The organism is Xanthomonas sp. WHRI 6108 (assembly GCF_040202385.2).
Taxonomy (GTDB): Bacteria; Pseudomonadota; Gammaproteobacteria; order Xanthomonadales; family Xanthomonadaceae; genus Xanthomonas; species Xanthomonas arboricola.
Map to the genome: position 1 here is coordinate 1,166,038 of NZ_CP168198.1, position 24,944 is coordinate 1,190,981.

Consider the following 24,944-nt stretch of genomic DNA (forward strand, 5'->3'; position numbering starts at 1 on the left):
CTGCCGCCGTGGTCAAAGCGGCCTGTGCCACTGGCAGGCGCGGTGCTGAACCCCTCGGCACACACCTAAATGACCGCTGCGCCAACCGTCACATGCGCTAGCGCGTCGACAGATCCGGGTCGCGGATGCCTTGCCGGCGCAGCTCCAGCACGGTCGGCGTGATCGCCGCGATGCGTGCGTCCACACGCGCCCGTGTCACATAGTCGAGATCTTTCTTCTTCAGCGCTTCCAGCTGGATCAGCGCCTGTTCCGGGCGTCCGTTCAAGTACGCAGCTTCGGCATAGGCCTCGCTGGCGCGCAGATGGTCGCCGGACAGCTCGCAGGCGCGCGCGTAGGTCTGTTGCAACAGGGGATCTTCGCTGCTGCGATGCAGGAGCGGCTCCAGCACCTGGCGCGCGCGCTGGCCGGACTCCTTGCTGGCCTGCTCGTTGAGCGCGCCGGCATAGGTCAGCGCCACCGCGCGGTTGTTCGGCAGTTGCTTGAGCAGCGCGTCGAAACGCGCATTGGCTACCTCGCGCTGGCCCACCCGCGCCTGCGCCTCGCTCAGCCCCAGCGTCAGCCACAGGTTGTCGGGGTGCGTTTCCAGCAGGCTGGTCAGTTCGGCCACCGGTTCACTGGGCCGGCCGCCGCTGTTGCGCAGGCGTGCCAGCGCCAGCCCGTAGCGCTGCGCATCGGTCAGGCCGTGCTTGGCACTGCGGCGCAGGGTCTCGTATTCGCGGATGGCCGCATCCGGCGTGGTGGCGCTGAGCACGCGCAGGCGTTCCTTGGCCCAGTCGAAGTTCTGCTGGTCGCCGCTGCGGCTCAGCGCATCCACCGGCAGCCGCAGCGCATACGGCAGCAGTGCGTTGCCGTTGCGGCTCAGCGGTTCGGACAGCGACGGGTCGGCCGGGTCCACCCGTTCCTGGCGCGTGCCGCCCGGCACCGAGGTGGTCAGCACCACGGTGTTCTTCTTCATCTGCTCGGCGCGCGCCTTGGCCTCGCTGATGCGGGTGACCGTGACCGGGTGGGTCTGCAGAAAGTCCGGCGCGCTGTAGCCGCCTTCGTTGGCGCGCATCGCCACCGACATGCGCTCGAAGAAGCCGGCCATCGCATCCACGTCGTAGCCGCTGCGCACCAGCGTGCGGATGCCCAGCCGGTCGGCCTCGGATTCGTTGGAGCGGGTGTAGTCGATCTGGCGCTGCTGCATCAGCCCCATCGCACTGGTGATGCCGGCCATGGTGGCATCGCCCTTGGAATTGCCGCCGGCCTGTTGCGCGGCGACCACCGCCGCCAGCATGCCGAGCAGGATCGGGATCTGGTCGCGCTGCGCCCGTTCCACCCCGCGCAGCACATGCTGCTGGGTGACGTGGGCGATTTCGTGCGACAGCACCGCTGCCACCTCGTCCTCGCGCTCGGCGGTCAACACCAGCCCGGCATTGACCGCAATATAGCCGCCCAGCGTGGCGAAGGCGTTGATCTGGCGGTCGCGCAGCATGAAAAACGTGAATGGCTGCTGCGGCTGGTCGCTGTTGGCGCCGAGCCGGGTGCCCATGGTCTGCAGCCAGTCGGTGATCAGCGGGTCGTCCAGCACGTAGTCGTAATTGCGCAACTCGGCCAGCATCATCTTGCCGTACTCGGCCTGGCGCGCCGGGGTCAGCAGCTCGCCGGCAGACGAGCCGATGTCGGGCAGGCGGTTTTCCTGCGCGGGTGCCACCCCGATGGCAACGGCCAGCGTGAGGGCGGTGGCGAGCGGTAGCAGGCGCAAGTGGAACTCCCAGGTGGTGCGCGGAGCATGCGGGCAGCACGGCGCGATGGCGTGAATCAGCGGTTAATCCACAGTGTTGCGGTGACGACATGGAAATTCCAGTCGCCCGGTACCATTGTCAGACCTCAGACCAACCACGGAGTTTCCCGTGAGCCAAGATACCAACGTGCAGGACGCGGCCAGCGGCCCGCAGATCACCCTGTATTCCTCCGCGATCTGCCCGTACTGCGTGGCGGCCAAGAACTTCCTCAAGAGCAAGGGCCGGACCTGGACCGAGGTGCGCATCGACCTGGACCCGGCCGAGCGCAACAAGATGGTTGCGCTGGCCAAGCGCACCAGCGTGCCGCAGATCTTTGTCGGCGACGTCCATGTGGGCGGCTACGACGACATGATGGCGATGCACCGGGCCGGCAAGCTCGAGCCCTTGCTGGCCGGCAACACAGGCGGCCAGTCATGAGCGAGACCGGCAGCGGCAGCGACGACCGGCTGCGCGAGTTCACCGAATTCCGCCAGCGCATGAACCAGCGCATCCTGGCCGAGCCCAACCAGGTGGTGCGCCGGTTCTTTGCGCTGGACACCCAGACCTACCAGGCGGGCGCGCTGGATGTGAAGACCAAGGAACTGCTCGGCCTGGTCGCCTCGATGGTGCTGCGCTGCGACGACTGCATCAGCTACCACGTCGCCCAGTGCAAGGAGGCCGGCGTGACCCGCGAGGAATTCTTCGAAACCTTCTCGGTCGGCCTGGTGGTCGGCGGCTCCATCGTCATCCCGCATCTGCGTCGCGCGGTGGACTTCCTCGACCAGCTCGACGGCGGCGCCCCGGCACCGGAGCAGCACGCGCACGGGTGATTGGGGCGGGAGTGGTGATTCGGGATTCGGATTCGTAACGGCGGGCGAGGGCACGTGCCGCCTGTTGTTGGCGGCTTTGCGTTGAGGTGGTCCCATTTGGGAACCGGCCGCTGGCTGGGACGGCAGGTGCTTTCAGACAGCTGCACCGAAGTTGTGCCTGCAGGCGGTGGTACGCGCGGCCGTTCGCTGCACCGAATGGCCGCTGTGTGCATCCGGGGGCTCTTAGACCAAGGTCGGTTTGGGCGCCTTCACCGGCATCGGGCATAATTGCCTGTGAAACCTCCTTGCGCCGCTCTGCCGGGTATTGCGGCTGGCGCTCCCCCCTTCAAGTTCGGAAACCCAACGTTATGACGCAGACAATCACGGTCATCCGCGGCGACGGTATCGGCCCGGAGATCATGGATGCCACGCTGTTCGTGCTCGACGCGCTGCAGGCTGGCCTGACCTACGAGTACGCCGACGCTGGCCTGGTCGCGCTGGAAAAGCACGGCGATCTGCTGCCCGAGTCCACCCTGGCCTCGATCACCAAGAACAAGGTGGCCCTGAAAAGCCCGCTGACCACCCCGGTCGGCGAGGGCTTCAGCTCGATCAACGTCGCCATGCGTCGCAAGTTCGACCTGTACGCCAACGTGCGTCCGGCCAAGTCGTTCCCCAACACCAAGTCGCGTTTCGCCGATGGCGTGGACCTGATCACGGTGCGTGAGAACACCGAAGGCGCCTACCTGAGCGAAGGCCAGACCGTGTCCGAAGACGGCGAGACCGCGTTCTCCGGCGCCCGCGTCACCCGCAAGGGCTCCGAGCGCATCGTGCGCTACGCCTTCGACCTGGCGCGCGCCACCGGCCGCAAGAAGGTCACCGCGGTGCACAAGGCCAACATCATCAAGTCGACCTCGGGCCTGTTCCTGAAGGTGGCACGCGATGTGGCCACGCAGTACCCGGAAATCGAATTCCAGGAAATGATCGTCGACAACACCTGCATGCAGCTGGTGATGCGTCCTGAGCAGTTCGACATCATCGTGACCACCAACCTGTTCGGCGACATCATCTCCGATCTGTGCGCCGGTCTGGTCGGCGGCCTGGGCCTGGCCCCGGGCGCCAACATCGGTGTGGACGCGGCGATCTTCGAAGCCGTGCACGGCTCGGCGCCGGACATCGCAGGGCAGGGCAAGGCCAACCCGTGCGCGCTGCTGCTGGGTGCTGCGCAGATGCTGGACCACATCGGTCAGCCGCAGAACGCCGAGCGCCTGCGCGAAGCGATCGTGGCCACCCTGGAAGCCAAGGATTCGCTGACCCCCGACCTGGGCGGCACCGGCAACACCATGGGCTTTGCCAAGGCCATCGCCAGCCGCCTCTGAGCGACGCGGCGACAGCAAAAAAAAGGGCGTCCAGGCGCCCTTTTTTTGCGTTGAGTCCAGGGATTGGGTGGAATCGCTCTTACGAATCCCAATCCCGACGCTCGATTCCCCGCTCAATTCCGCGACTGCAACTTCGACAGCAAGCGCAGGAACTCGATGTACAACCACACCAGCGTCACCATCAGGCCGAACGCGCCATACCACTCCATGTGCTTGGGAGCGCCCTGTTCGACACCGCTTTCGATGAAGTCGAAGTCCAGCACCAGGTTCAGTGCAGCCACCACCACCACGAACAGGCTGAAACCGATGCCGATCAGGCCCGAGTCGTGGATGAAAGGGATGCGCACGCCGAACAGGCCCAGCACGATGGTCGCCAGATACACCAGCGCAATGCCGCCGGTGGCTGCCACCACGCCCAGCTTGAAGTTCTCGGTGGCCTTGATCATGCCGCTGCGATAGGCAAACAGCAGCGCGAACATGGTGCCGAAGGTCAGCAGGACCGCCTGGAACACGATGCCGTTGAAACGCGCCTCGTAGACTGCCGAGATCGCGCCCAGGAAGAAGCCTTCCACCAGCGCGTACAGCGGCGCAGTGACTGGGGCCCAGGTCGGCTTGAAGCTGGTCGCCAGCGCGAACACCAGCCCGCCGATCGCGCCGGCGATCATGTACAGCCGCGCGGCAGGCAACGGAGCGCCATCGGCCCCGATCGACTGCGACCAGGCGAAGGCGGCGGTGACCACTGCCATCAGCAACAGCAGGCCGGTCTTGTTGACGGTGCCGTTGAGCGTCATCGCCTGACCATCGCGGGTGACTACCGAGCCGGAACCGAGGTCGAGGAAGGTGGATTCCCGAAGGGCGGGATTGCCGCTACGCATGCGTGTTCTCCATGAAATGTAGATGCCTGCCGACTTGGCGAGCGATGCCGCGAGGATACCGGATCGTCCGATTTACACAGAGTGATTGACAGCAAGCCCAATCATTCCCAAAATAGCCGACCTTTCCAGCCTTCGGGATTGAAAGGTCCCGCCGGGGTATAGCGCAGTCTGGTAGCGCGCCTGCTTTGGGAGCAGGATGTCGGGGGTTCGAATCCCTCTACCCCGACCATTCCGAGCTCTTGACGGCGTGGGAATGCGAAGTTCGGTCCGGGCGCCCGTAGCTCAACCGGATAGAGCACCGGCCTTCTAAGCCGGCGGTTACAGGTTCGAGTCCTGTCGGGCGCGCCATCGGCGGTGCGGTAGGAAGTAGGTTTCAGTGGTGGCTGTAGCTCAGCTGGTTAGAGTACTGGATTGTGATTCCAGATGTCGGGGGTTCGAGTCCCCTCAGCCACCCCACTGATTGCAGGAAAAGTTGGACCCGATGCATCGCGGGGTGTTGCAACGACGCAAAAACGCGCATACAATGTGCGACCAGTTTCAGGGCCGTTAGCTCAGTTGGTAGAGCAGTTGACTCTTAATCAATAGGTCCAAGGTTCGAATCCTTGACGGCCCACCAAACAAAAGCACTTAGGCATCCGCCTAGGTGCTTTTCTTTTTGTGCTGAGGAAAAGATGACGCAAGGAATCGGCTGCAGCTTCGCCGTCGTCTCGGTCGGCGGCCGCGGCAACGCAGTGCCGATCTCGGCCCAGCGCGATGTCTGGCCGGCGTCAGGTGCGCAATCGCCGCCGACCGTCGCCCGGATGAGCGGATGCCAATGAGGTCTGAGGTGTCCGGAGCATTGCGGCATTCGATCCTGGGCCAGGTTGGCGTCTTCGCGATCGTCGGTCCTCCGCTCGGCGGGCTGCTGGGCCTGGTGCTGTTGACCCAGTTCGACCTGCTGACCGCGTTGTTGATCGTTGCCTGGTCCTACGGCCTGGTGTTGCCGGTGATTGCCTGCGCCGCGGCGGGATGGCTGTGTGCGCGCATCTGTGCTTGGCGGTACCGTGGGCGCCGGCCCAACCTGCTGGTCCACGTTGGCAGCGGTGCGTTGAGCGGTCTGCTTTCGACCGGGGTGATCGTGCTGCTGCTGGCGATCATCGGCGGCTGGTCGATGATGTCCGACCGCACGGTCATGCTGACGCTGCTGCAGTGTGGTCTGGCGGCAGGTGGCGCCTGCGCCGTGCTTGTCTGGCTGATGTGGTCGCGCCTGGCAGTGTCGCCTCGCGCGAGGTGACGGGCCGCCAGGCAACGTCCATCGGCACGCGCAGGAAGAGGTTCTTTGCTGCACTGGACGGCGCTGACGGCCCCGAAGCGGTGCGCTACGCCGGATCGGCGATGGGCAACTACGGCCGTGCCCGCTTACGGCGCTGCGCTCTGCTGCATGCGTGGGAACGCCAGCGTAAAGCATGCGCCCTGGCCGGGCGCCGATGTCACCTCGACAAAGCCGCCTGCCTGACGGACCGCGCTGTACACCTGCGCCAGCCCCAGGCCGGCGCCTTTGTCGGCATCCTTGGTGGTGAAGTACGCTTCGAACAGGTGCGCCTGCACGTGCGCATCCATGCCATGCCCGTTGTCGGCCACGGCGATGGTGACGTAGCGCCCGGCCGGCCTGGCCAGGCTGGCCTGTTCTTCAGCGACCACGGCGTCGCCGGTCTCCACGCGAATGACGCCACCACCCTGGCAGGCATCGCGGGAGTTGATCACCAGGTTCAGGATGGCGCGTTCCACCGTGTGGCGATCCACCATTGCGCAGCATCCACCTTCGGTGGTGCGCAGCTGCAATTGCAGATCCGCGCCGACCACCTGTTCGAGCAGGGGGCCGAGCTGTTCGGTCAAGGCAGCCAGGTCCACCGATTCCGGGCTGTACGGATATTGCCGCGAAAACCCGACCAGGCGCTGTGCCATGACCGAGCCATGTTGAAGCGCCGCGTCGGCCACGCTCAACAGCTTGGCATCGTGCGCATCGATCCTGGCGCGCTGTACCACCAGTTCGATGGCCGAGGTTGCCGCCTGCAGCACGTTGTTCAAATCGTGCACCACGCCGGCCAGCAGTTGTCCTACCGCTTCGCCCTTTTGCGCCTGCTCGGAAATCTTTTCGGCAGCGCTCTGTGCGGCGCGCGCAATGTCCAGGTCGCCTTCGATGCGCTCTTGCAGGTCGCGCAGGCTGTGCAGTTCGCTCGACAGCGAATGTTCGCGCGCGCGCGCCATGCGCAGCACGCCGCTGGAAAACGCGCGCTCTGCGGCCAGGGTCGAATCCAGTGTGCGAAACGCGGTCTCCAGCGCGCGGCGGTCGGAAATGTTCCTGCTCACCGCCAGGATTGCTTCGACCTTGCCAAGCGCATCGAACAGCGGGCTGGTGACGACCTGCCAGATCTGGCGCACGCCGGCGAAGTTCACGCCGGCGGCCTCGAATTCCTGGATCGAACCGGCACGGGAGCCGGCGATGGCCGCATCCACCAGCCCGGCTGCCTCCGCTGGCCACAGGTCGCGCCACTTCCGCGCGATCAGTTGATCCTGATGACTGGCGCCAAGCTCGGTCAGGCCATTGACGTTGATGGCCGTAATCCGCCCATCGAGGTCGATCTCCTTGATGCAGTCGCGGGACAGGGCCACGATCTGCCGATACCGATCTCTCATCGCGATGACTGCCTCTACTGGTGTTAACGGAATTTTAGCGAACCTAGGCTTTACCCAGCGCTAGCGGGGCGGAAGGTACGCCGCCAGGCCGGGTGGCATGATGAATGCATTTACCTTTAGTGTGTCGGATTCAGGGCCGCCTTGCATCGTGCTGCCCGTGCGGGCGGCAGGCACGCAAGCCGGCTCCTGTTTCTACCAGCCGCATCGCCCTCGCGATGCTTTTTCTTTCCCGGCATCCCTGCAACAATGGCCGGGCTGGCAGCATCGCGAAAGTGGCGGAATTGGTAGACGCACCAGATTTAGGTTCTGACGCCGCAAGGCGTGGGGGTTCGAGTCCCCCCTTTCGCACCAATGCAGTGCGGCCGTGCGTGTTCCGGCCGCTTCCCGCCGCAGGCCTGGGGGCTTTCCATTGCGCGGCGCAGTGACGCGTATTCCGCTGGCAGCGGCCGCCGTTATCGGCGAAACTACAAGGCTCGGCGGCTTTCTCGCCATCCGTCAACCCGCATCTTCCATCTCGTGCCGACGCTTGTGCAGTCGGTGGCAGGAGTCAACATGCAAGCATCGATCGAATCCACCGGCAATCTGGAACGCCGCCTGACCTTCACCCTGCCGCAGGAGCGCCTGGAGACGCATGTCGGTGGCCGCCTGCGCGAACTTGCGCGGACCACGCGCATCAAGGGTTTCCGCCCGGGCAAGGTACCCACCAAGGTCATCGAGCAGCGCTTCGGTCAGCAGGTGCGTGCCGAGGCGATGGAAGGCCTGCTGCGTGAGACCTTCGATTCGGCAGTGCGCGAGCATTCGCTGCGTCTGGCCGGCAACCCGCGTATCGACCAGGGCGAGAGCGATTTCGACTTCGTCGCCACCTTCGAAGTGGTGCCGGATTTCGGCGATATCGACGTGGCCAAGCTGTCGGTGGTGCGTCATACCGCCGAAGTGACCGATGCCGACATCGATCAGATGATCGAGAACCTGCGTTTGCAGCGCCGCACCTGGAACCCGGTCGAGCGCGGCGCGCAGGTCGGTGACCTGGTGGCACTGGAGACCTGGTCGCAGGCCGGCGACGAGCGTCTGCCCGCCGAAGGCGTGGAGACCGGCAGCAGCGTGCTGGGCTCGGGCGTGATGTTCGACCAGATCGAAAAGGGCCTGGAAGGCCTGGCCAAGGGCGAGGACAAGACCCTGACCATCGACTTCCCGGCCGAGTGGCGCGTGCCGCAGCTGGCCGGCAAGACCGTGCAGGTGCACGTCAAGGCGGTCGAGGTCTCCGAGCCGGTGCTGCCGGTGGTGGACAAGGAATTCATCAAGAGCTTCGGCGTGAAGAGTGGCGATGCCGAGCAGTTCCGCGCCGACATCCGCACCAACCTGGAGCGCGAGCTCAAGGGCGCGCTGATGAACCGCCTGCGTCGCGAAGTGGGCGAGCAGCTGATCGCCGCCTATGCGCACGTGGAAATGCCGCCGCGTCTGGTCGAGAACGAAGCCCGTTCGATGCTGGCGCAGCAGGTCGAGCAGGTCCGTCGCAGCGGCCGCAACCCGGGCGAGATCCCGGCCGATGCCCACCAGGGTTTCATGGACGCGGCTGCCAAGCGCGTGCTGGTCGGTCTGCTGGTGGGCGAGGTGGCACGTCGCAACGAGCTGCGCCTGGAATCCAAGCGCGTCAGCGAAACGCTGCGTCTGATCGCCTCGACCTACGAAGAGCCGGAGCAGGTCATTGAGATGTACCGCAACGACCCCCAATTGATGAGTGGACTGCAGAGCCGTGTCATGGAAGAGCAGGTGATCGACTGGATCGCCGAGCGCGCCCAGCACACCGAGCAGTCGCTGTCGTTCCAGGACGCCATTCGGGTCTAAGGTAAGCGACCGCGTGACACCAACCCGCATCCCGATGGCTGGGATGCGGATGTCAAACCCGGGCATCGGCGCAAGCCGCTGCCACTACAGGAAGACTGATGAGCATTGTGACCAAAGCCCTGAACCTGGTGCCGATGGTGGTCGAACAGACCAGCCGCGGCGAGCGTGCGTATGACATCTACTCGCGTCTGCTGAAGGAGCGTCTGATCTTCCTGGTCGGTCCGATCGACGACCACATGGCCAACGTGATCGTGGCCCAGCTGCTGTTCCTGGAAGCGGACAACCCGGAAAAGGACATCAGCATCTACATCAATTCGCCGGGTGGCGTGGTCACCGCCGGCATGGCGATCTACGACACCATGCAGTACATCAAGCCGGACGTGAGCACCATCTGCGTCGGCCAGGCCGCCTCGATGGGCGCGCTGTTGCTGGCATCGGGTGCGGCCGGTAAGCGCTATGCGCTGCCGAACTCGCGCGTGATGATCCACCAGCCGCTGGGCGGCTTCCAGGGCCAGGCCACTGATATCGACATCCATGCGCGTGAGATCCTGACCCTGCGTTCGCGTCTGAACGAGATCCTGGCCAAGCACACCGGCCAATCCCTGGAGACGATTGCGCGCGATACCGAGCGCGACAACTTCAAGAGTGCGGTCGATGCGCAGGCCTATGGCCTAGTCGACCAGGTGCTGGAACGCCGTCCGGAAGAGTCGATCCAGCCGTCTTGATCGCCAGATTGCTGAAATTGCAGGAAAAACCGGCAGGGTCGGGCTGGGCGGATGTCCTCCCGACCCTGTGCTATTCTCGAAATCGAACCCCCGTGCATCGGGTGGGGTAACTGGGTAACAGAAGCATGAGCGAAGACCGCCAAGGTCGTTCCGGCGACAGCAACAAGATTCTCTACTGCTCGTTCTGCGGTAAGAGTCAGCATGAAGTCCGCAAGCTGATTGCCGGTCCCAGCGTATTCATCTGCGATGAGTGCGTTGAGCTGTGCAACGACATCATCCGCGAGGAACTCGAAGAGAAGGCGCAGTCGGCACGCTCCAGTCTGCCCAAGCCGCGCGAGATTCTCGAGGTGCTGGATCAATACGTGATCGGGCAGTTGCGCGCCAAGCGCACGCTCGCCGTGGCGGTGTACAACCACTACAAGCGTATCGAGAGCCGCAGCAAGAACGATGACGTCGAGCTGGCGAAATCCAACATCCTGCTGGTCGGTCCGACCGGCTCGGGCAAGACGCTGCTGGCCGAAACGCTAGCGCGCCTGCTCAATGTGCCGTTCACGATCGCCGATGCCACCACGCTGACCGAAGCCGGCTATGTCGGCGAGGACGTGGAAAACATCATCCAGAAGCTGCTGCAGAAGTGCGATTACGACGTCGAGAAGGCCCAGCAGGGCATCGTCTACATCGACGAAATCGACAAGATCTCGCGCAAGAGCGAGAACCCGTCGATTACCCGCGACGTGTCCGGCGAAGGCGTGCAGCAGGCGCTGCTGAAGCTGATCGAAGGCACGGTGGCCTCGGTGCCGCCGCAGGGCGGTCGCAAGCATCCGCAGCAGGAATTCCTGCAGGTCGACACCAAGAACATCCTGTTCATCTGCGGCGGCGCGTTCGCCGGGCTGGACAAGGTGATCCAGCAGCGTTCCAACGATGCTGGCGGTATCGGCTTCGGCGCCAAGGTCAAGAGCAGTGAGCGCAAGCAGGAAGTCGGCAAGATCCTGGCCGAGGTCGAGCCGGAAGATCTGATCAAGTTCGGCCTGATCCCCGAGTTCGTCGGCCGCCTGCCGGTGGTCGCCACGCTCGAGGAACTGGACGAGCCGGCGCTGATCAAGATCCTGACCGAGCCCAAGAACGCCATCACCAAGCAGTTCAAGAAGCTGTTCGACATGGAAGGCGTGGAGCTGGAGTTCCGCCCCGATGCGCTGTCGGCGATCGCCAAGAAGGCGCTCAAGCGCAAGACCGGCGCGCGTGGTCTGCGCACCATCGTCGAATCGGTGCTGCTGGACACGATGTACGAGCTGCCCTCGCAGGAAAATGTCAGCAAGGTGGTGGTGGACGAGTCGGTGATCGAGCACAAATCCGAGCCGTATCTGATCTACCAGGCGCAACCGGCGCCGGCCAAGGCCGCGTCCGGCGACTGAGGCCTGGATGCCGTCGCGCCGGGCCCCGGCCTCGCTCGCGGATAAAGGGTTTCCGAACGCTACTTGCAACACCTGGCCGATGGCCCCATAACGGGGCCATCGGCTTTTTTTACGCCCCAAAACCCCCATTCTTGCGGAGCGCCCCATGGCCCAGTCCCAACCAGAAGTTCTCGATCTGCCGGTGTTGCCGCTGCGCGACGTGGTGGTGTTTCCGCACATGGTGATTCCGCTGTTCGTCGGCCGTGACAAGTCGATGCGCGCGCTGGAAAAAGCCATGGAGGCGGACAAGCGCATCCTGCTGGTTGCACAGAAGTCGGCCGAAACCGACGACCCGACCGCCAGCGACCTCTATACCGTCGGCACGCTCGCGCAGGTGCTGCAGCTGCTCAAGTTGCCCGACGGCACCATCAAGGTGCTGGTCGAAGGTCTGTCGCGGGTCACCGTCGACAAGGTCGTCGAGCTGGATGGCGCACTGCAGGGCCAGGGCATCGAGATCGAAGCCAGCGACGCGCGTGAGCCGCGCGAAGTGGAGGCCATCGCGCGTTCGCTGATGTCGCTGTTCGAGCAGTACGTCAAGACCAACCGCAAGCTGCCGCCGGAGCTGCTGCAGACCCTGGCCGGCATCGACGAGCCGGGGCGTCTGGCCGACACCATCGCCGCGCACATTGGCGTGCGCCTGGCCGACAAGCAGCGCCTGCTGGAAATCACCGAAATCGGCGAGCGGCTGGAGCTGCTTGTCGGGCTGGTGGACGGCGAGATCGACGTGCAGCAGCTGGAAAAGCGCATCCGCGGCCGCGTCAAGTCGCAGATGGAAAAGAGCCAGCGCGAGTACTACCTCAACGAGCAGATGAAGGCGATCCAGAAGGAGCTGGGCGATCTGGACGATGCGCCGGGCGAGCTGGAGGAACTGGCGCGCAAGATCGCCGAGGCGGGCATGCCCAAGCCGGTCGAGACCAAGGCCAAGGCCGAGCTCAACAAGCTCAAGCAGATGTCGCCGATGTCCGCCGAGGCGGCCGTGGTGCGCAACTATCTGGACTGGCTGCTGGGCGTGCCGTGGAAGAAGCGCACCAAGGTCCGCAAGGACCTGAAGGTCGCAGAGGACACTCTGGACGCCGATCACTACGGCCTGGACAAGGTCAAGGAACGCATCCTCGAGTATCTGGCGGTGCAGTCGCGCGTGAAGCAGATGAAGGGCCCGATCCTGTGCCTGGTCGGGCCGCCGGGCGTGGGCAAGACCTCGCTCGGGCAGTCGATCGCCAAGGCGACCAACCGCAAGTTCGTGCGCATGAGCCTGGGCGGTATCCGCGACGAGGCCGAGATCCGTGGCCATCGCCGGACCTATGTCGGTTCGATGCCCGGCCGCCTGGTGCAGAACCTCAACAAGGTCGGCAGCAAGAACCCGCTGTTCCTGTTGGACGAGATCGACAAGATGTCGATGGACTTCCGTGGCGACCCGTCCTCGGCGCTGCTGGAGGTGCTCGACCCCGAGCAAAACAACTCCTTCAACGACCATTACCTGGAAGTGGACCTGGACCTGTCGGAGGTGATGTTCGTCGCCACCTCCAACTCGCTCAACATTCCCGGTCCGTTGCTGGACCGCATGGAAGTTATCCGCATCCCCGGCTACACCGAGGATGAGAAGCTCAACATCGCCATGCGTTACTTGGTGCCCAAGCAGATCAAGGCCAACGGCCTGAAGCCGGAAGAGATCGAGATCGGCAGCGATGCGATCCAGGACATCGTGCGTTACTACACGCGCGAATCGGGCGTGCGTAACCTCGAGCGCGAAGTCGCCAAGATCTGCCGCAAGGTGGTCAAGGAAATCGCGCTTGCCGGCCCGCAGCCGGATGCCAAGAAGGTGGTCGCCAAGAAGGGCAAGCCCAAGGCCCTGGTCACGGTCAACGCGAAGAACCTCGACAAGTATCTGGGCGTGCGTCGCTTCGATTTTGGCCGTGCCGAAGAAGAGAACGAAATCGGCCTGGTGACCGGTCTGGCCTGGACCGAAGTCGGCGGCGAGCTGCTGCAGGTCGAGTCCACCCTGGTGCCGGGCAAAGGCAACCTGATCCTGACCGGTCAGCTTGGCAACGTCATGAAGGAATCGGCATCGGCCGCCTTGTCGGTGGTGCGTTCGCGCGCCGAGCGACTCGGCATCGACGTGGATTTCCTGCAGAAGCAGGACGTGCACGTGCATGTGCCCGATGGCGCGACACCGAAGGATGGCCCTAGCGCCGGCATCGCGATGGTGACCTCGCTGGTGTCGGTGTTGACCAAGGTGCCGATCCGCGCCGATGTGGCGATGACCGGCGAGATCACCTTGCGTGGTCGCGTGTCGGCGATCGGCGGCCTGAAGGAGAAGTTGCTGGCAGCGTTGCGCGGGGGCATCCGCACCGTGCTGATTCCCGACGAGAACCGCAAGGATCTTGCCGACATCCCGGCCAACGTCACGCGCGATCTGAAGATCGTGCCGGTCAAGTGGATCGACGAAGTGCTGGATCTCGCGTTGGAACGTCCGTTGGCACCGAAGAAGGCGGGCAAGGAAAAGGCCCGCAAGACGGCTTCGCGGGTTGCGGTCCGCGGCAAGTCGCGCACTACTCCCGGTACCCGCGTCAAGCACTAAAACTGCTTGTCTAAACCCAGGCAAAACAAGCCAAAACCCGCGTCGTTATTGGGTTTTGGCTTGCGTGCGGTTGGGGGCGCTGGTATAAATGCACGACTCGTGGGCGCGGCAAATTGTGATGCGTCATGCGATACCACTTGTGTCGGGTTCTTCGCTAACGGCAAGAGCGCCGATTGTCGATTCCGCGGCATCTGCCGCAAAGGGAGTTTCAAGAATGAATAAAACCGAATTGATCGATGGCGTTGCCGCTGCCGCTGACATCTCCAAGGCTGAGGCCGGCCGTGCTGTTGACGCGGTTGTGAGCGAAATCACCAAGGCGCTGAAGAAGGGCGATGCCGTCACCCTCGTCGGCTTCGGCACCTTCCAGGTCCGCGCGCGCGCTGAGCGTACCGGCCGCAATCCGAAGACCGGCGACAGCATCAAGATCGCTGCTTCGAAGAATCCTGCATTCAAGGCTGGCAAAGCCCTGAAGGATGCAGTAAACTAATCGACTCGCTAGGGTGCTTAGCTCAGCGGTAGAGCGTCTCCCTTACACGGAGAGGGTCGGGGGTTCGAAACCCTCAGCACCCACCATTAAGCACCAGGCAAATGTTTCAAGCGCGGAGCGGTAGTTCAGCTGGTTAGAATGCTGGCCTGTCACGCCGGAGGTCGCGGGTTCGAGTCCCGTCCGCTCCGCCAGTTATACCGAAGCCCCTGAGCGATTGGGGGCTTCGTTTTCTCCACCGGATTCGCATTGCGGAAATGGTGGAGAAGCAGCAGTCCAAGTTTAAAGCGGAGCGGTAGTTCAGCTGGTTAGAATGCTGGCCTGTCACGCCGGAGGTCGCGGGTTCGAGTCCCGTCCGCTCCGCCAGTTATACAAAGCCCTCGGCTCCGTGCCGGGGGCTTTTTTTTTGGCCGCTATGGCGGCAATTGCGCGCCGAAAGCCATGTCGGATCCGGTGCGGTGCGGGATTGGGCTGGGTGCCCGGCGTCAGGCGCGTTACACTGCGCGGCTCGCCCACAGGCCGTGATTTGCCAATGCTGCAGAAACTTCGCGACAAGACGTCAGGCTGGATCGCTACCGCCATCCTGGGGTTGCTGATGATTCCGTTCCTGTTCGTCATCGACAACAGCTATCTTGGCGGCATTGGCGCCAATAACGTGGCCAAGGTGCAGGCACCGCCGACATGGTGGAAATCGGCGCCGTCGTGGTGGCCGGTCTCGCTGCTGTGGCAGCACCATGAAATCAGTACGCAGGATTTCCGCGCCCGCTTCGAGCAGGCGCGCATGCAGGAGCGGCAGCGCCAGGGCGAGAATTTCGATCCGCGCACGTTCGAATCCCGCGAAAACAAATTGCAGGTGCTCGACCAGTTGGTCGACGAGCAAGTTGTGCGTCTGGGTGCCGAAGATGCCGGCATCGTGATCGGCGATGCGACGGTGCGCGATTACATCGCCGGCATTCAGGCGTTCCAGGTCGACGGCAAATTCAGCCCCGACCAGTACCGCGCTGCACTTGCGCAGGGCACGCCGCCGCGCACGCCGGCGCAGTTCGATGCGTTGGTGCGCGACAGCCTGCAGCAGTCGGTGATTCCGCAGGCGATCGCCGAGTCGGGCTTTGCGACCAAGGCCGAGTTCGAGCGTTTGCTCAAGCTGATGGGCGAAACGCGCGACGTGCAACTGGCGATGCTGCCGCCACCGGCCGCCGATACCGCGCCGGTCAGCGATGCACAGATCAAGCAGTGGTACGACGGGCATACCCAGGATTTCCGTCAGCCGGAGACGGTGACGATCGAGTATGTCGAACTCGATGCCGCCAAGTTGCCGCCGGCAACCGCCGCTGACGAGGCGATGCTGCGCAAGCGCTACGACGAAGAGAAGGCGCGTTTTGTCGAGCCGGATCAGCGTCTGGCGTCGCACATCCTGATCACCGCCGGTAGCGATCCTGCTGCGCAGAAAGCCGCCGAGGAAAAAGCGGCCAAGCTGGCTGCGGAAGCCAAGCAGCCCGGTGCCGATTTCGCCGCATTGGCCAAGGCCAATTCGCAGGACCCCGGTTCCAAGGGCGCCGGTGGCGATCTTGGCTGGGTCGAGAAGGGCACGATGGTCAAGCCGTTTGAAGATGCCCTGTTCTCGATGAAGGCTGGCGAGGTGGTCGGCCCGATCAAGAGCGAGTTCGGTTACCACGTGATCCAGCTGCGCGAGGTCAAGGGCGGCCAGGGCAAGTCGTTCGAGCAGGTGCGCGATCAGCTTGCCGCCGAGCAGCTCAAGGCCGATGCCGACAAGGCGTTTACGGATGTGAGCGGCAAGCTGGTGGATCAGGTCTACAAGAATCCCACCGCGCTGGAGCCGGCAGCCAAGCAGGTCGGTCTGCCGGTGCAGACGCTGGGTCCGTTCTCGCGCGCCGATGCGAGCGGTATTGCGGCCAATCCGGCGGTGCTGCGTTCGGCATTCTCCGAAACGCTGGTGCAGGACGGCACGGTGAGCGATCCGATCACCATTGGGCCGAACCACAGCGTGGTGTTGCGTGTGACCAACCACACCGCCGAGGCGGCCCAGCCGTTGGACAAGGTGCGCGAGAAGGTGATCGCCGCCGTCCGCGCGGACCGCACCGAGAAGGCCGCCGCAGCGGCTGCCGACGCGTTGCTGGCACGTGTGCAGAAAGGCGAGACCCTGCAGGCGCTGGCCGCCAGCGAGAAGTTGCAGGTGCAGCCGATCCCGGGCTTGCCGCGCACCGCGCCGATTCCGACGCCGGCGGCAAACCGCGCTATCTTCAGCGCGCCGCGTCCGGCCGACGGCAAGCCGTCGGTGGGCAAGGTGGAGCTGGATGGCGGGCGCTTTGCGGTGTTCGTCATCAGCAAGGCGACTCCGGGCGACCTGAAGCAGATGCCGGCCGAGCAGCAGACCATGCTGCGCGAGCAGCTGAGCCAGATCGACGGCAACAATGCGGCGCAGGCGTACGTCAAGGAAATGCGCAAGCGCTACAAGATCCAGATCGAAGAGGTGCAGCTGTAACCGCTGCTGTTCGACTGGTGGAGAAAGAGCCCGGGGAACCGGGCTTTTTCTTTGGCCGATGCCGTCGTGGGCAGGTGCCAGCGTTCGTGTGGGGTATCCCGCCGCTGGCGCTGCGGCGAGTCTGTGGTCGCGTGGACCAGGCACTGGATGCCCGCAGCAACTGGCACAGGCACTGCGATGGCCCGCCGCAACTGATCTGACGTCGTGCGTATTGCCATCCGTTTGGGATAGGTCTGCCGGGGTTGCGGATTTCGCGCGTCATGGTTGCAAGGGTGCGGTCGCAAAGACGTGCGTCATTTAGCGCGCTGATCTTGCCAGGCCAATCTGCCAGGCCAGAAAAGCCAGTGTCGGGTTGCGCGTTTGGTGCGCCTACGGGTGGCTGCCTGTCGGTTGACGGCAGACGCTGCAAGCGCGCTCAATCAACTGCGATGTCGGTCGGCTTGCAACGATAGCGGGCCAATCGGCTGCGAGTACGCCCGTTTCCGATTCCACCCGTGTCCGATTCCATACGGCGTCGCTAGCAGCGCACGCAAAAGGTAAGTGTCAGGCGCTCTCTTCTACGCCTGCGCAGCGCGGCGCTCAATTTTCCCATGCGCAACGTCAGGGAAAAGCATGCCGCTGTAGCGTCAGCGGCGCCGGACGCAGGCGGCTTAGGTCAGGGTGTGTCTTCGAACGACAACACCATGCCGGGCTTCAGCACGGCACGCTTGTCCAGGCCATTGCTGGTCAGCAGTGTCGTGACGGTCACGCCGTAGCGGCGTGCGATGGCCCACGCGGATTCGCCGTTGCGGACCGTATGCGTGGTGCGCGCCTGTGGCCTGGAGGCATCCGTCGTCGCGGCGGCAACGACCGTGGGAGCGGCAGCGCTGTTGTCGGCAATGCCGCCCGTGTCGGCAGATGCGACCACGGCACCTGTCGCACCTGGCTGCGCAGGGGCGATCGGGGCGAGCACATGCACGCCCCGCGGTGCGGCGCGCGCGCTGGCCAGCGCCGGATTCAGCCGGGCCAGTAGCTGCGGTTCGATATCGCGTTGTCCGGCAAAGGCGTTGAGGCTGGTGCCGGCCGGCAATGCATGTTCGGTGAGTACCGGTACCGGGCGGTCGAGCGAGGTCAGCAGATTGCCCTGCTGCTGCGCATGGTCCAGCACACAGGCGAGCGCGTGCAGCTTTTCCACGTACTCGTAGGTGACCTTGGACATGCCGGGCAATTCGGACGGGCGAGCGTTCTGCGCGTTCATGCCGGCCGTGCGCATGGCCTGCAGCACGCGATACTCGCCCGCGTTGTAGGCCATCAGCGCCAGGCGCCAATCGCCGCCGAACATGCCATACAGCGTCTTGAGATAACGCACCGCCGCGGTGGTGGAGTCCACTGCCGAGAGGCGTCCGTCGTATTGCGCGCCAACCGGCACATGGTGGTTGCGCGCAGTGGTAGCGATGAACTGCCAGAGGCCGGCGGGGCCACTACCGTTGCGGGCGCCCGGGCGGTAACCGCTCTCGACGAACGGAATCAGCGCAAATTCGGTCGGCATGTCGGCTTCGCGCAATTCATCGACCACGTAGCCGAACAGCGGCAAGACATCCTGTGCGTCGTCTGCCAGACGGGCCGGCGCGCGCGAGAAATGTTGTTCCCAGCGGGTGTCGCTATGTTCGCTGTCGCAGCCAGGATCGGCGCGACCGTCCAGGAACGACGAAAAGATCTCCCGACCGTTGCGCACCTGGGGTGTGGCGGTCTGGGCGATCGAGCTCTCTGCGGGTTTGGAGCGGCTTGCGTCGTTGGACGATGCGGCTGCGGGTGCGATGACCGCCGATGCAGTCAGCACTGCCAGAAGCAGGCACCTCATGCGCGAAATTCGTCTTTCCAGCGCCGAAGTTCGGCGAAAACGTCAACTTCAGAGGAGATTGCCCCACCTACGCGAGATACCACGGCAGCGCGGATTTCGGGACTGCTGGTGCGTAAGAACGGATTGGTGGCCAGTTCACTCTTGAGCGAAATCGGCAGGGTAGGACGGGCTGCATGACGCATGGCCTGGGCTTCCTGTTGACGGCGCTGCAAGGCAGCGTTGGTGGGATCGACGTGCAGCGCAAAAGCCGCATTGGCCAAGGTGTATTCATGGCCGCAACACACGAGCGTTTCGCCAGGCAGGGAGGCCAGGCGCTGTAGCGCGTCGAACATCTGAGGAGCGGTACCTTCGAACATCCGCCCACAGCCTAGGCTGAACAGGGTATCACCGCTGAACAGATGGCGGTCAGTGACGAAGGCGATATGGCTGCGGGTATGGCCGGGCACTTCCAGCACATCGAAGCTGTTTCCAAGCAGGCTCAAGCGATCACCCTGGCCCACCCGGTGGGCGTCTGCCGGGATGCGTTCGTCGGCCGGACCGTACAGCGCAAGGTCCGGCCAACGCTGCTGCAGCGCTGCCACGCCGCCAATGTGGTCGGCATGGTGGTGGGTCAGCAGGACGGCGCTGGGGCTGAAGCCTTCGCGCTCTGCGGCGGCGAACACCGGCTCGGCCTGGCCCGGATCGACGATGACTGCGCGGCCATCGCTGGCGACCAGCGCCCAGATGTAGTTGTCGTCGAATGCGGGCAGGGCGGTCAGTCGCATAGAATTGGGACCATGCCTGCCACGCCATTCTCCCGTCAAGCTGGCGTCTCATCCTGGTTTGAAACAGGTGCAGGGCGCAGCCTGCTCCTGCTGGAGCGCAAATTGGCGCTTGCGGCGTTGCAAACGCGTCCCTCGCAGCCCTGGTTGTGGCTGACGCCGACGCCCGAGCTGCCGCCGCGCGAGCTGCTGCAAGGGCGCGGGCTGCGGCTGACTCGCAGCGCTGGCCGCTTTGCGGGCGATGCGCGTTGCGCCATGCCGTTTCCGTTGCCGACCGAAAGCCTGCAGGCCATCGTGGTGCAGCATGCGGTGGTGGGCGGCGCGGCGGAATTCCTGGCCGAATGCGAGCGGTTGCTGATGCCGGGCGGGCGGCTATGGCTGTTCACGCTCAATCCGCTGAGCCCGTACCGCTTTCGCTGGGCGCGGCGCGGTCCGGTGGCGCTGCGGCCGGATCGCTGGCGGCTGCTGGCGCAGCGTGCGGGGCTGCAATGCGTGGAGACCGAGCGCTACCTGGGGCCGATCTGGCGCACCGGGCGTGGCGTTACCGGCACCGATCGCGCACCCTGGCGCGCGGTGTATCTGCTCGAAGTGGAAAAGCGCGCCGCCGCTTCGATCGGGCCGACCCCGATCGCGATGCCCTCGCGCTGGCCGCAGCCTGTAGCCACGATCTGACGACCGACCACTTTCCAAACACCAGAAGCTGATGAAATCCATTGAAGTGCATACCGACGGCTCCTGCCTCGGCAATCCCGGGCCGGGCGGTTGGGCGGCCCTGTTGCGTTACAACGGCCGCGAGAAGGAATTGTCCGGCGGCGAAGCAACATCCACCAACAACCGCATGGAGTTGATGGCGGCAATCATGGCGCTGGAAACGCTCACCGAGCCATGCCAGATCGTGCTGCATACCGACTCGCAATACGTACGCCAGGGCATTACCGAGTGGATGTCCGGCTGGGTGCGCCGCGGTTGGAAAACCGCCGGCGGCGACCCGGTCAAGAACCGTGAACTGTGGGAGCGCCTGCATGCAGCCACGCAACGCCACAGCATCGATTGGCGCTGGGTGAAAGGCCACAATGGTGACCCGGACAACGAGCGCGTCGACGTGCTCGCCCGCAATCAGGCCATCGCCCAACGCGGTGGCAGCGCAACCGCGTAAGCAATCAGCAAGAGGATTCATGCGTCAGATCATTCTCGATACCGAAACCACCGGCCTGGAATGGCGCAAGGGCAACCGCGTCGTCGAAATCGGTGCGGTGGAGCTGCTGGAGCGGCGCCCGAGCGGCAACAACTTCCATCGCTACCTGAAGCCCGATTGCGATTTCGAGCCGGGTGCGCAGGAAGTGACCGGGTTGACGCTGGAGTTCCTGGCCGACAAGCCGCTGTTTGCCGATGTGGTCGAGGAGTTCCTGGCCTACATCGACGGCGCGGAGCTGATCATCCACAACGCCGCGTTCGATCTGGGCTTCCTGGACAACGAGCTGTCGCTGCTGGGCGACAACTACGGCCGTATCGTCGAGCGCGCCACCGTGGTGGATACCCTGATGATGGCGCGCGAGCGCTATCCCGGGCAGCGCAACTCCCTGGATGCCTTGTGCAAGCGCCTGGGCGTGGACAACTCGCATCGCCAGTTGCATGGCGCCTTGCTCGATGCGCAGATCCTGGCCGATGTGTACATCGCGCTGACCTCGGGCCAGGAAGAGATCGGCTTTGCCAGCGCCGATACCGGCCAGCGCAGCGAGCATGGCGAGGGCATGATCACCTTCGATCCGGCGTTGCTGTTGCCGCGCGCGCGGGTGGTGGTGACCGCGTCGGAGTCGCAGGCGCACGAGGCGCGCCTGGCGTACCTGCGCAAGAAGGCCGGACGCGCGTTGTGGGATGCGCCGGTTGAAGAGGTGGCTGCTGCCGGGTAGTGCGGCTGTCGGCAACGCGTGTCCGGCTGTCGCGCGGCGTGGCGGCGAATGGCGTGCCCGGAGTAGCTACCGGGCGGGTTCGATGCCCGAGCTTGGCTCTGCCAACAAAACGATGTCTCTCTGGTCTAGTGCGGAGCGGGATGATGTTGCTCTTCGCTGCAGGCCGGTGATCTGCGGCCTGGCTGCAGGGCCCTTGCCCGCCAACCATCGCAGGACACGCCGCAAGTACGTCCCTGTAGGCTCTTACGCGGCATCCATGCCGCGTAAGGTCCCGCGACGGTGGGCGGGCAAGGACCTGTCAAGATGATCGGTGTGCATGGTATTCAACTAGGCAGCCGACTCACGCTCTGGTGCAGTGCTCTCGACGCCTCCGGGATCCTTGGCGGCCTGGATGCCGCCAGGGAGTCTTCAGGGCTAGATTGACGGCGTGGTCCGCAGGCGGTGAGGACAACGCACCCTTGACCGACCAGGCGCTTGTCTGCCTTCAACCAGATGCGGGCCAACAACACCCTTGCTCACACCGCCAGCCGGGCGCTCGCTAGGTCTTGTTGGCCGCTTTTAGTAGCTGCGCACCAGGATCGCAGTGATGTTGTCCGAGCCGCCGCCATCGAGTGCGGCGGCGACCAGGCATTCGACACATTCCTGCGCGCTGCAATCGGCCTGCGACAGGGTCGCGGCGATCGCGGCATCATCGACTTCTTCGGTAAGGCCGTCGCTGCACAGCAGCAGCTGCATGCCGGATTTGAGTTCGCCCTGCATGGTGGCGACATTGAGGTGGACCGGATCGGTGACGCCCAGCGCCTGGGTCACCACGTTGCGATGCGGATGCGCGCGTGCCTGCTCGCTGGTCAGCGTGCCCTGGGCGATCAGTTCCTGCACATAGCTATGGTCCTGGCTCAGCTGCGCCAGCCGGCCGTCGCGCCACAGATATGCGCGGCTGTCGCCGACCCAGGCCACTTCGAAGCGCTGGCCCAGCACGCGCGCGGCGACGACGGTGGTGCCCATCGGCAAGGTGTCGTTGCAGCGACGCGAGGTCTTGATGATCTCTTCGTCGGCGATGCGTACCGCCTGGGCCAGCGGGGTGCCGGCGCGCACCTCGCGCACGATGGTTTCGCGCGCCAGGGCGCTGGCCACCTCGCCACAGGCATGCCCACCCATACCATCGGCCACCAGCCACAGCCCCAGTTCGCTGTCGCCGTAGTACGTGTCCTCGTTGAGGTCACGGCGCAGGCCGACATGGGTAAGGTGTCCGAATTCGAGCATGGGGGCGGGTCGCCAAGGAAGGAGGTGCGTGACCATCATCGCGGCGCGGCCGGCCCGCAGCAACACGCCGATCGCCGGTGCCGCAGGGCGGGTTCACGCCCGGACCTTCGATCGTGCCGGCGATGCCGGCCCGGGCCGCTTGTAGCTGGGCGCCGGTGCCCGTATGATGCACGGCCCCGGGACACTGGGGACCATCTGGAGAGGTGGCAGAGCGGTTGAATGTACCTGACTCGAAATCAGGCAGGCGTTTATAGCGCCTCGGGGGTTCGAATCCCCCCCTCTCCGCCAGATTCGCATCAGCCCCCGCAAGGGGGCTTTTGTTTATGTGTCGCCGCCGCGCGCTGCTGCGCTGGCTACAATCCGCCCGATATCCGTTGGAGGCCTGTCATGTCCGAGATCCTGGTGCCCGTGTCCTTTGGTGAGCTGCTCGACAAGATCGCGATCCTGCAGATCAAGTCCGAGCGCATGAGCGACCCCGGCAAGCTGGCCAACGTGCGCAGCGAGCTGTCCGCGCTGGAGACCAGCTGGATGGCGCATCCGGCCGCCGGCCACGACATCGTGCGTCTGCGTGCGGCGCTCAAGGCCGTCAACGAGCGGCTGTGGGTGATCGAGGACGACATCCGGCTCAAGGAGCAGGCGCAGACCTTCGATGACGGCTTCGTGCAGCTGGCGCGCAGCGTCTATATCGAAAACGACGAACGCGCGCGCATCAAGAAAGAGATCAACCTGGCGCTGGGTTCGTCGTACGTGGAAGAGAAGTCGTACCAGGACTACCGCGCTAGCGGTGTCTGAGAGCCGCTGATTGCAGGTCTGCGTAACCGACTCACGTGGTGGTCGGTGGGTGCGCGGCGCTTTCTGGTGCGCCGCCACACTTCGAGTCGGCCGGCACCGCGGTGATTGGCTGCCGCGCACGTGAGCCGGCGGTGTTTGGCTCTTGTTTCCTGGCTGTCCTGGGCGTCTGCACCGCGGCGCAGCGCGCAGCTGCGCAGCGATTGAACGCCTGTTCGAGTGCCGATCCGACGCCGATTCTCAGCGCGGATGATCGCTGCGATAACGCTCGAATGCGGCGATCGCATCGTCCACGGTGATCAGCGCCATCACCTGGTCGAACTCGATCTTGGTGCCCCATTTCAGCTGGTCGGCCGGCTTGCCCAGGTATTTGCGGGCGGCTGCGTCATAACGGTCCACGCAGTAGCGCACATCCGAATACGGGCCGCTGCGCAGCGGGTTGCTGGCCGCATGCAGGCCGAGCACCTTGGTGCCCATCGCGTTGGCGATGTGCATCGGTCCGGAATCGGGGGTGACCACCAGCTCTGCGCGGGCGAGCAGGGCGGGGAGTTGTTTGAGCGTGTCCTTGCCGACCAGGTCCAGCACCGGCGTGCGCGCGGCCGCGACGATGGCATCGGCGGTGCTGCGTTCCAGCTCGCTGCGGCCGCCGCACAGCACGACCCGCCAGCCTTGCGCTGCGGCATGGTCGGCCAGCGCGGCATGGCGGTCGGGATACCAGTTGCGGCGTGCGTGGCTGGAGCACGGCGAAATCATCAGCACCGGGCGACCATCGTCGTCCCATTGCGCGCGTGCCCAGCGATGCGCCTCGTCGGGAACCGGCAACTCCCAGCGCACCTGGGTCTGGGTCAGGCCGAGTGGCTGGGCGAAGCTGCCGATGGCGTCGAGCACGTGGATGCCGGGGCGGTCGGCGATGCGCTCGTTGACGAACAGGCCGTGCAGGTCCTTGGAACGGCTGCGGTCATAGCCGATCCGCCGCCGCGCCGGCACGAAGGCCGACAGCACATTGGCGCGCAAGGCCACCTGCATCTGCAGCAGCGCATCGAAGCGACCCGATGGCGCCAGCGAGCGGCGTAGCGCGCGCATGCCGGCCACGCCGGTGCGCTTGTCGTAGGCATGGAACTGCACGCCAGGCAGGCCGTCGAGCAATTTCAGCCCGGCCTTGTCGATGATCCAGTGCAGCTGGCTTGCCGGAAATCCCGCCTGCAGGGTGCGCACCAGCGGCACCACATGGGTGACGTCACCCAGGGCGGACAGGCGCAGCAGGCATAACGAGGCGGGCGTAGAAGCCATGGTGTT

General features: G+C 64.8%; 21 protein-coding genes and 9 tRNA genes. 23 read left to right on the forward strand and 7 right to left on the reverse strand.

All coding sequences use genetic code 11. The features are described from left to right. Positions 1-97: 97 nt before the first annotated feature. Positions 98-1,804, reverse strand: a complete 1,707-nt coding sequence (locus tag ABQ039_RS05040; RefSeq protein ID WP_081008497.1) for a M48 family metalloprotease — start codon at positions 1,802-1,804, stop codon at positions 98-100. 88 nt (positions 1,805-1,892) lie between these two features. Here ABQ039_RS05040 and grxC point away from each other — a divergent pair, with 88 nt between their 5' ends. The 3 genes from grxC to ABQ039_RS05055 all read left to right on the forward strand — a co-directional run bounded on the left by grxC (position 1,893) and on the right by ABQ039_RS05055 (position 3,948). Continuing rightward, entirely contained in the window at positions 1,893-2,201 is a 309-nt protein-coding gene (gene grxC, locus ABQ039_RS05045) for a glutaredoxin 3 (RefSeq protein ID WP_349778580.1), read from the forward strand. Next, positions 2,198-2,593, forward strand: coding sequence for a carboxymuconolactone decarboxylase family protein (locus ABQ039_RS05050; protein WP_046345833.1), 396 nt, complete (start codon positions 2,198-2,200; stop codon positions 2,591-2,593). The genes grxC and ABQ039_RS05050 overlap by 4 nt, the downstream gene beginning before the upstream one ends. Positions 2,594-2,940: 347 nt before the next feature. Continuing rightward, entirely contained in the window at positions 2,941-3,948 is a 1,008-nt protein-coding gene (locus ABQ039_RS05055; protein ID WP_005998180.1) for an isocitrate dehydrogenase, read from the forward strand. Between the two features lie 113 nt (positions 3,949-4,061). Here the strand turns inward: ABQ039_RS05055 and ABQ039_RS05060 are convergent, their stop codons facing one another. Continuing rightward, on the reverse strand, positions 4,062-4,823 hold the full coding sequence (locus ABQ039_RS05060; RefSeq protein WP_016902241.1) for a Bax inhibitor-1/YccA family protein: 762 nt from the start codon (positions 4,821-4,823) through the stop codon (positions 4,062-4,064). Positions 4,824-4,975: 152 nt separating this feature from the next. Between ABQ039_RS05060 and ABQ039_RS05065 the strand changes: the two genes are divergently transcribed. The 5 genes from ABQ039_RS05065 (at position 4,976) to ABQ039_RS05085 (ending at position 6,096) form a co-directional block, all read left to right on the forward strand. Further along, positions 4,976-5,052: transfer RNA gene (locus tag ABQ039_RS05065), tRNA-Pro, on the forward strand. A 42-nt stretch (positions 5,053-5,094) separates the two neighbouring features. After that, positions 5,095-5,171, forward strand: a tRNA-Arg gene (locus ABQ039_RS05070). 31 nt (positions 5,172-5,202) lie between these two features. Continuing rightward, positions 5,203-5,279: transfer RNA gene (locus tag ABQ039_RS05075), tRNA-His, on the forward strand. 84 nt (positions 5,280-5,363) lie between these two features. After that, a tRNA-Lys gene (locus ABQ039_RS05080) sits at positions 5,364-5,439 on the forward strand. A 198-nt stretch (positions 5,440-5,637) separates the two neighbouring features. Further along, a complete protein-coding gene (locus ABQ039_RS05085) occupies positions 5,638-6,096 on the forward strand; it encodes a hypothetical protein (protein ID WP_374057842.1) in 459 nt (152 codons plus the stop codon). A 125-nt stretch (positions 6,097-6,221) separates the two neighbouring features. On the opposite strand, the gene ABQ039_RS05090 is transcribed toward ABQ039_RS05085, so the two are convergent. Further along, the gene (locus ABQ039_RS05090; protein WP_184611190.1) at positions 6,222-7,499 is read right to left on the reverse strand and encodes a sensor histidine kinase; all 1,278 of its coding nucleotides are present in this window, start codon (positions 7,497-7,499) and stop codon (positions 6,222-6,224) included. Positions 7,500-7,765: 266 nt separating this feature from the next. Between ABQ039_RS05090 and ABQ039_RS05095 the strand changes: the two genes are divergently transcribed. The 10 genes from ABQ039_RS05095 to ABQ039_RS05140 all read left to right on the forward strand — a co-directional run bounded on the left by ABQ039_RS05095 (position 7,766) and on the right by ABQ039_RS05140 (position 17,085). Next, a tRNA-Leu gene (locus tag ABQ039_RS05095) sits at positions 7,766-7,850 on the forward strand. 201 nt (positions 7,851-8,051) lie between these two features. Then, positions 8,052-9,344, forward strand: a complete 1,293-nt coding sequence (gene tig / locus ABQ039_RS05100; protein ID WP_024938422.1) for a trigger factor — start codon at positions 8,052-8,054, stop codon at positions 9,342-9,344. A 98-nt stretch (positions 9,345-9,442) separates the two neighbouring features. Continuing rightward, a complete protein-coding gene (gene clpP, locus ABQ039_RS05105) occupies positions 9,443-10,069 on the forward strand; it encodes an ATP-dependent Clp endopeptidase proteolytic subunit ClpP (RefSeq protein WP_002806026.1) in 627 nt (208 codons plus the stop codon). A 125-nt stretch (positions 10,070-10,194) separates the two neighbouring features. Then, positions 10,195-11,481 (forward strand): ATP-dependent Clp protease ATP-binding subunit ClpX, encoded by a 1,287-nt coding sequence (gene clpX, locus ABQ039_RS05110; protein WP_003483788.1) that lies wholly within the window; start codon positions 10,195-10,197, stop codon positions 11,479-11,481. A gap of 145 nt (positions 11,482-11,626) precedes the next feature. Further along, positions 11,627-14,098, forward strand: a complete 2,472-nt coding sequence (gene lon / locus ABQ039_RS05115) for an endopeptidase La (protein WP_016904733.1) — start codon at positions 11,627-11,629, stop codon at positions 14,096-14,098. 214 nt (positions 14,099-14,312) lie between these two features. Then, on the forward strand, positions 14,313-14,585 hold the full coding sequence (locus ABQ039_RS05120; RefSeq protein ID WP_024938423.1) for an HU family DNA-binding protein: 273 nt from the start codon (positions 14,313-14,315) through the stop codon (positions 14,583-14,585). Positions 14,586-14,596: 11 nt separating this feature from the next. After that, positions 14,597-14,671 (forward strand) — tRNA-Val (locus ABQ039_RS05125). A gap of 28 nt (positions 14,672-14,699) precedes the next feature. After that, positions 14,700-14,776, forward strand: a tRNA-Asp gene (locus tag ABQ039_RS05130). Between the two features lie 95 nt (positions 14,777-14,871). Beyond that, a tRNA-Asp gene (locus tag ABQ039_RS05135) sits at positions 14,872-14,948 on the forward strand. Between the two features lie 166 nt (positions 14,949-15,114). After that, positions 15,115-17,085 (forward strand): peptidyl-prolyl cis-trans isomerase, encoded by a 1,971-nt coding sequence (locus ABQ039_RS05140; protein ID WP_184611188.1) that lies wholly within the window; start codon positions 15,115-15,117, stop codon positions 17,083-17,085. Between the two features lie 655 nt (positions 17,086-17,740). Here ABQ039_RS05140 and ABQ039_RS05145 read toward each other — a convergent pair. Together ABQ039_RS05145 and gloB are read right to left on the reverse strand one after the other, a co-directional pair. Continuing rightward, the gene (locus ABQ039_RS05145) at positions 17,741-18,925 is read right to left on the reverse strand and encodes a lytic transglycosylase domain-containing protein (RefSeq protein ID WP_184611186.1); all 1,185 of its coding nucleotides are present in this window, start codon (positions 18,923-18,925) and stop codon (positions 17,741-17,743) included. Then, the gene (gene gloB, locus ABQ039_RS05150) at positions 18,922-19,689 is read right to left on the reverse strand and encodes a hydroxyacylglutathione hydrolase (protein ID WP_154831544.1); all 768 of its coding nucleotides are present in this window, start codon (positions 19,687-19,689) and stop codon (positions 18,922-18,924) included. The genes ABQ039_RS05145 and gloB overlap by 4 nt, the downstream gene beginning before the upstream one ends. A 12-nt stretch (positions 19,690-19,701) precedes the next feature. On the opposite strand from gloB, the gene ABQ039_RS05155 reads away from it, so the two are divergent. From ABQ039_RS05155 to dnaQ, 3 genes are read left to right on the forward strand one after another with little or no spacing between them, the layout of a single operon-like run. Further along, a complete protein-coding gene (locus tag ABQ039_RS05155; protein WP_024938427.1) occupies positions 19,702-20,358 on the forward strand; it encodes a hypothetical protein in 657 nt (218 codons plus the stop codon). 31 nt (positions 20,359-20,389) lie between these two features. Continuing rightward, positions 20,390-20,842, forward strand: coding sequence for a ribonuclease HI (gene rnhA / locus ABQ039_RS05160; RefSeq protein WP_024938428.1), 453 nt, complete (start codon positions 20,390-20,392; stop codon positions 20,840-20,842). A 19-nt stretch (positions 20,843-20,861) separates the two neighbouring features. After that, positions 20,862-21,596, forward strand: coding sequence for a DNA polymerase III subunit epsilon (gene dnaQ / locus ABQ039_RS05165; protein WP_024938429.1), 735 nt, complete (start codon positions 20,862-20,864; stop codon positions 21,594-21,596). Between the two features lie 558 nt (positions 21,597-22,154). Here the strand turns inward: dnaQ and ABQ039_RS05170 are convergent. Next, positions 22,155-22,859, reverse strand: coding sequence for a PP2C family serine/threonine-protein phosphatase (locus ABQ039_RS05170; protein ID WP_024938430.1), 705 nt, complete (start codon positions 22,857-22,859; stop codon positions 22,155-22,157). 197 nt (positions 22,860-23,056) lie between these two features. Between ABQ039_RS05170 and ABQ039_RS05175 the strand changes: the two genes are divergently transcribed. Beyond that, positions 23,057-23,147: transfer RNA gene (locus tag ABQ039_RS05175), tRNA-Ser, on the forward strand. Between the two features lie 99 nt (positions 23,148-23,246). Next, positions 23,247-23,651 carry a DUF6165 family protein gene (locus ABQ039_RS05180; protein WP_349778581.1) on the forward strand — a complete coding sequence of 135 codons (405 nt, stop codon included), beginning with the start codon at positions 23,247-23,249 and terminating at the stop codon, positions 23,649-23,651. Between the two features lie 237 nt (positions 23,652-23,888). Here ABQ039_RS05180 and ABQ039_RS05185 read toward each other — a convergent pair whose 3' ends face one another. Further along, the gene (locus ABQ039_RS05185) at positions 23,889-24,938 is read right to left on the reverse strand and encodes a glycosyltransferase family 9 protein (protein ID WP_349778582.1); all 1,050 of its coding nucleotides are present in this window, start codon (positions 24,936-24,938) and stop codon (positions 23,889-23,891) included. Between the last annotated feature and the right edge of the window lie 6 nt (positions 24,939-24,944).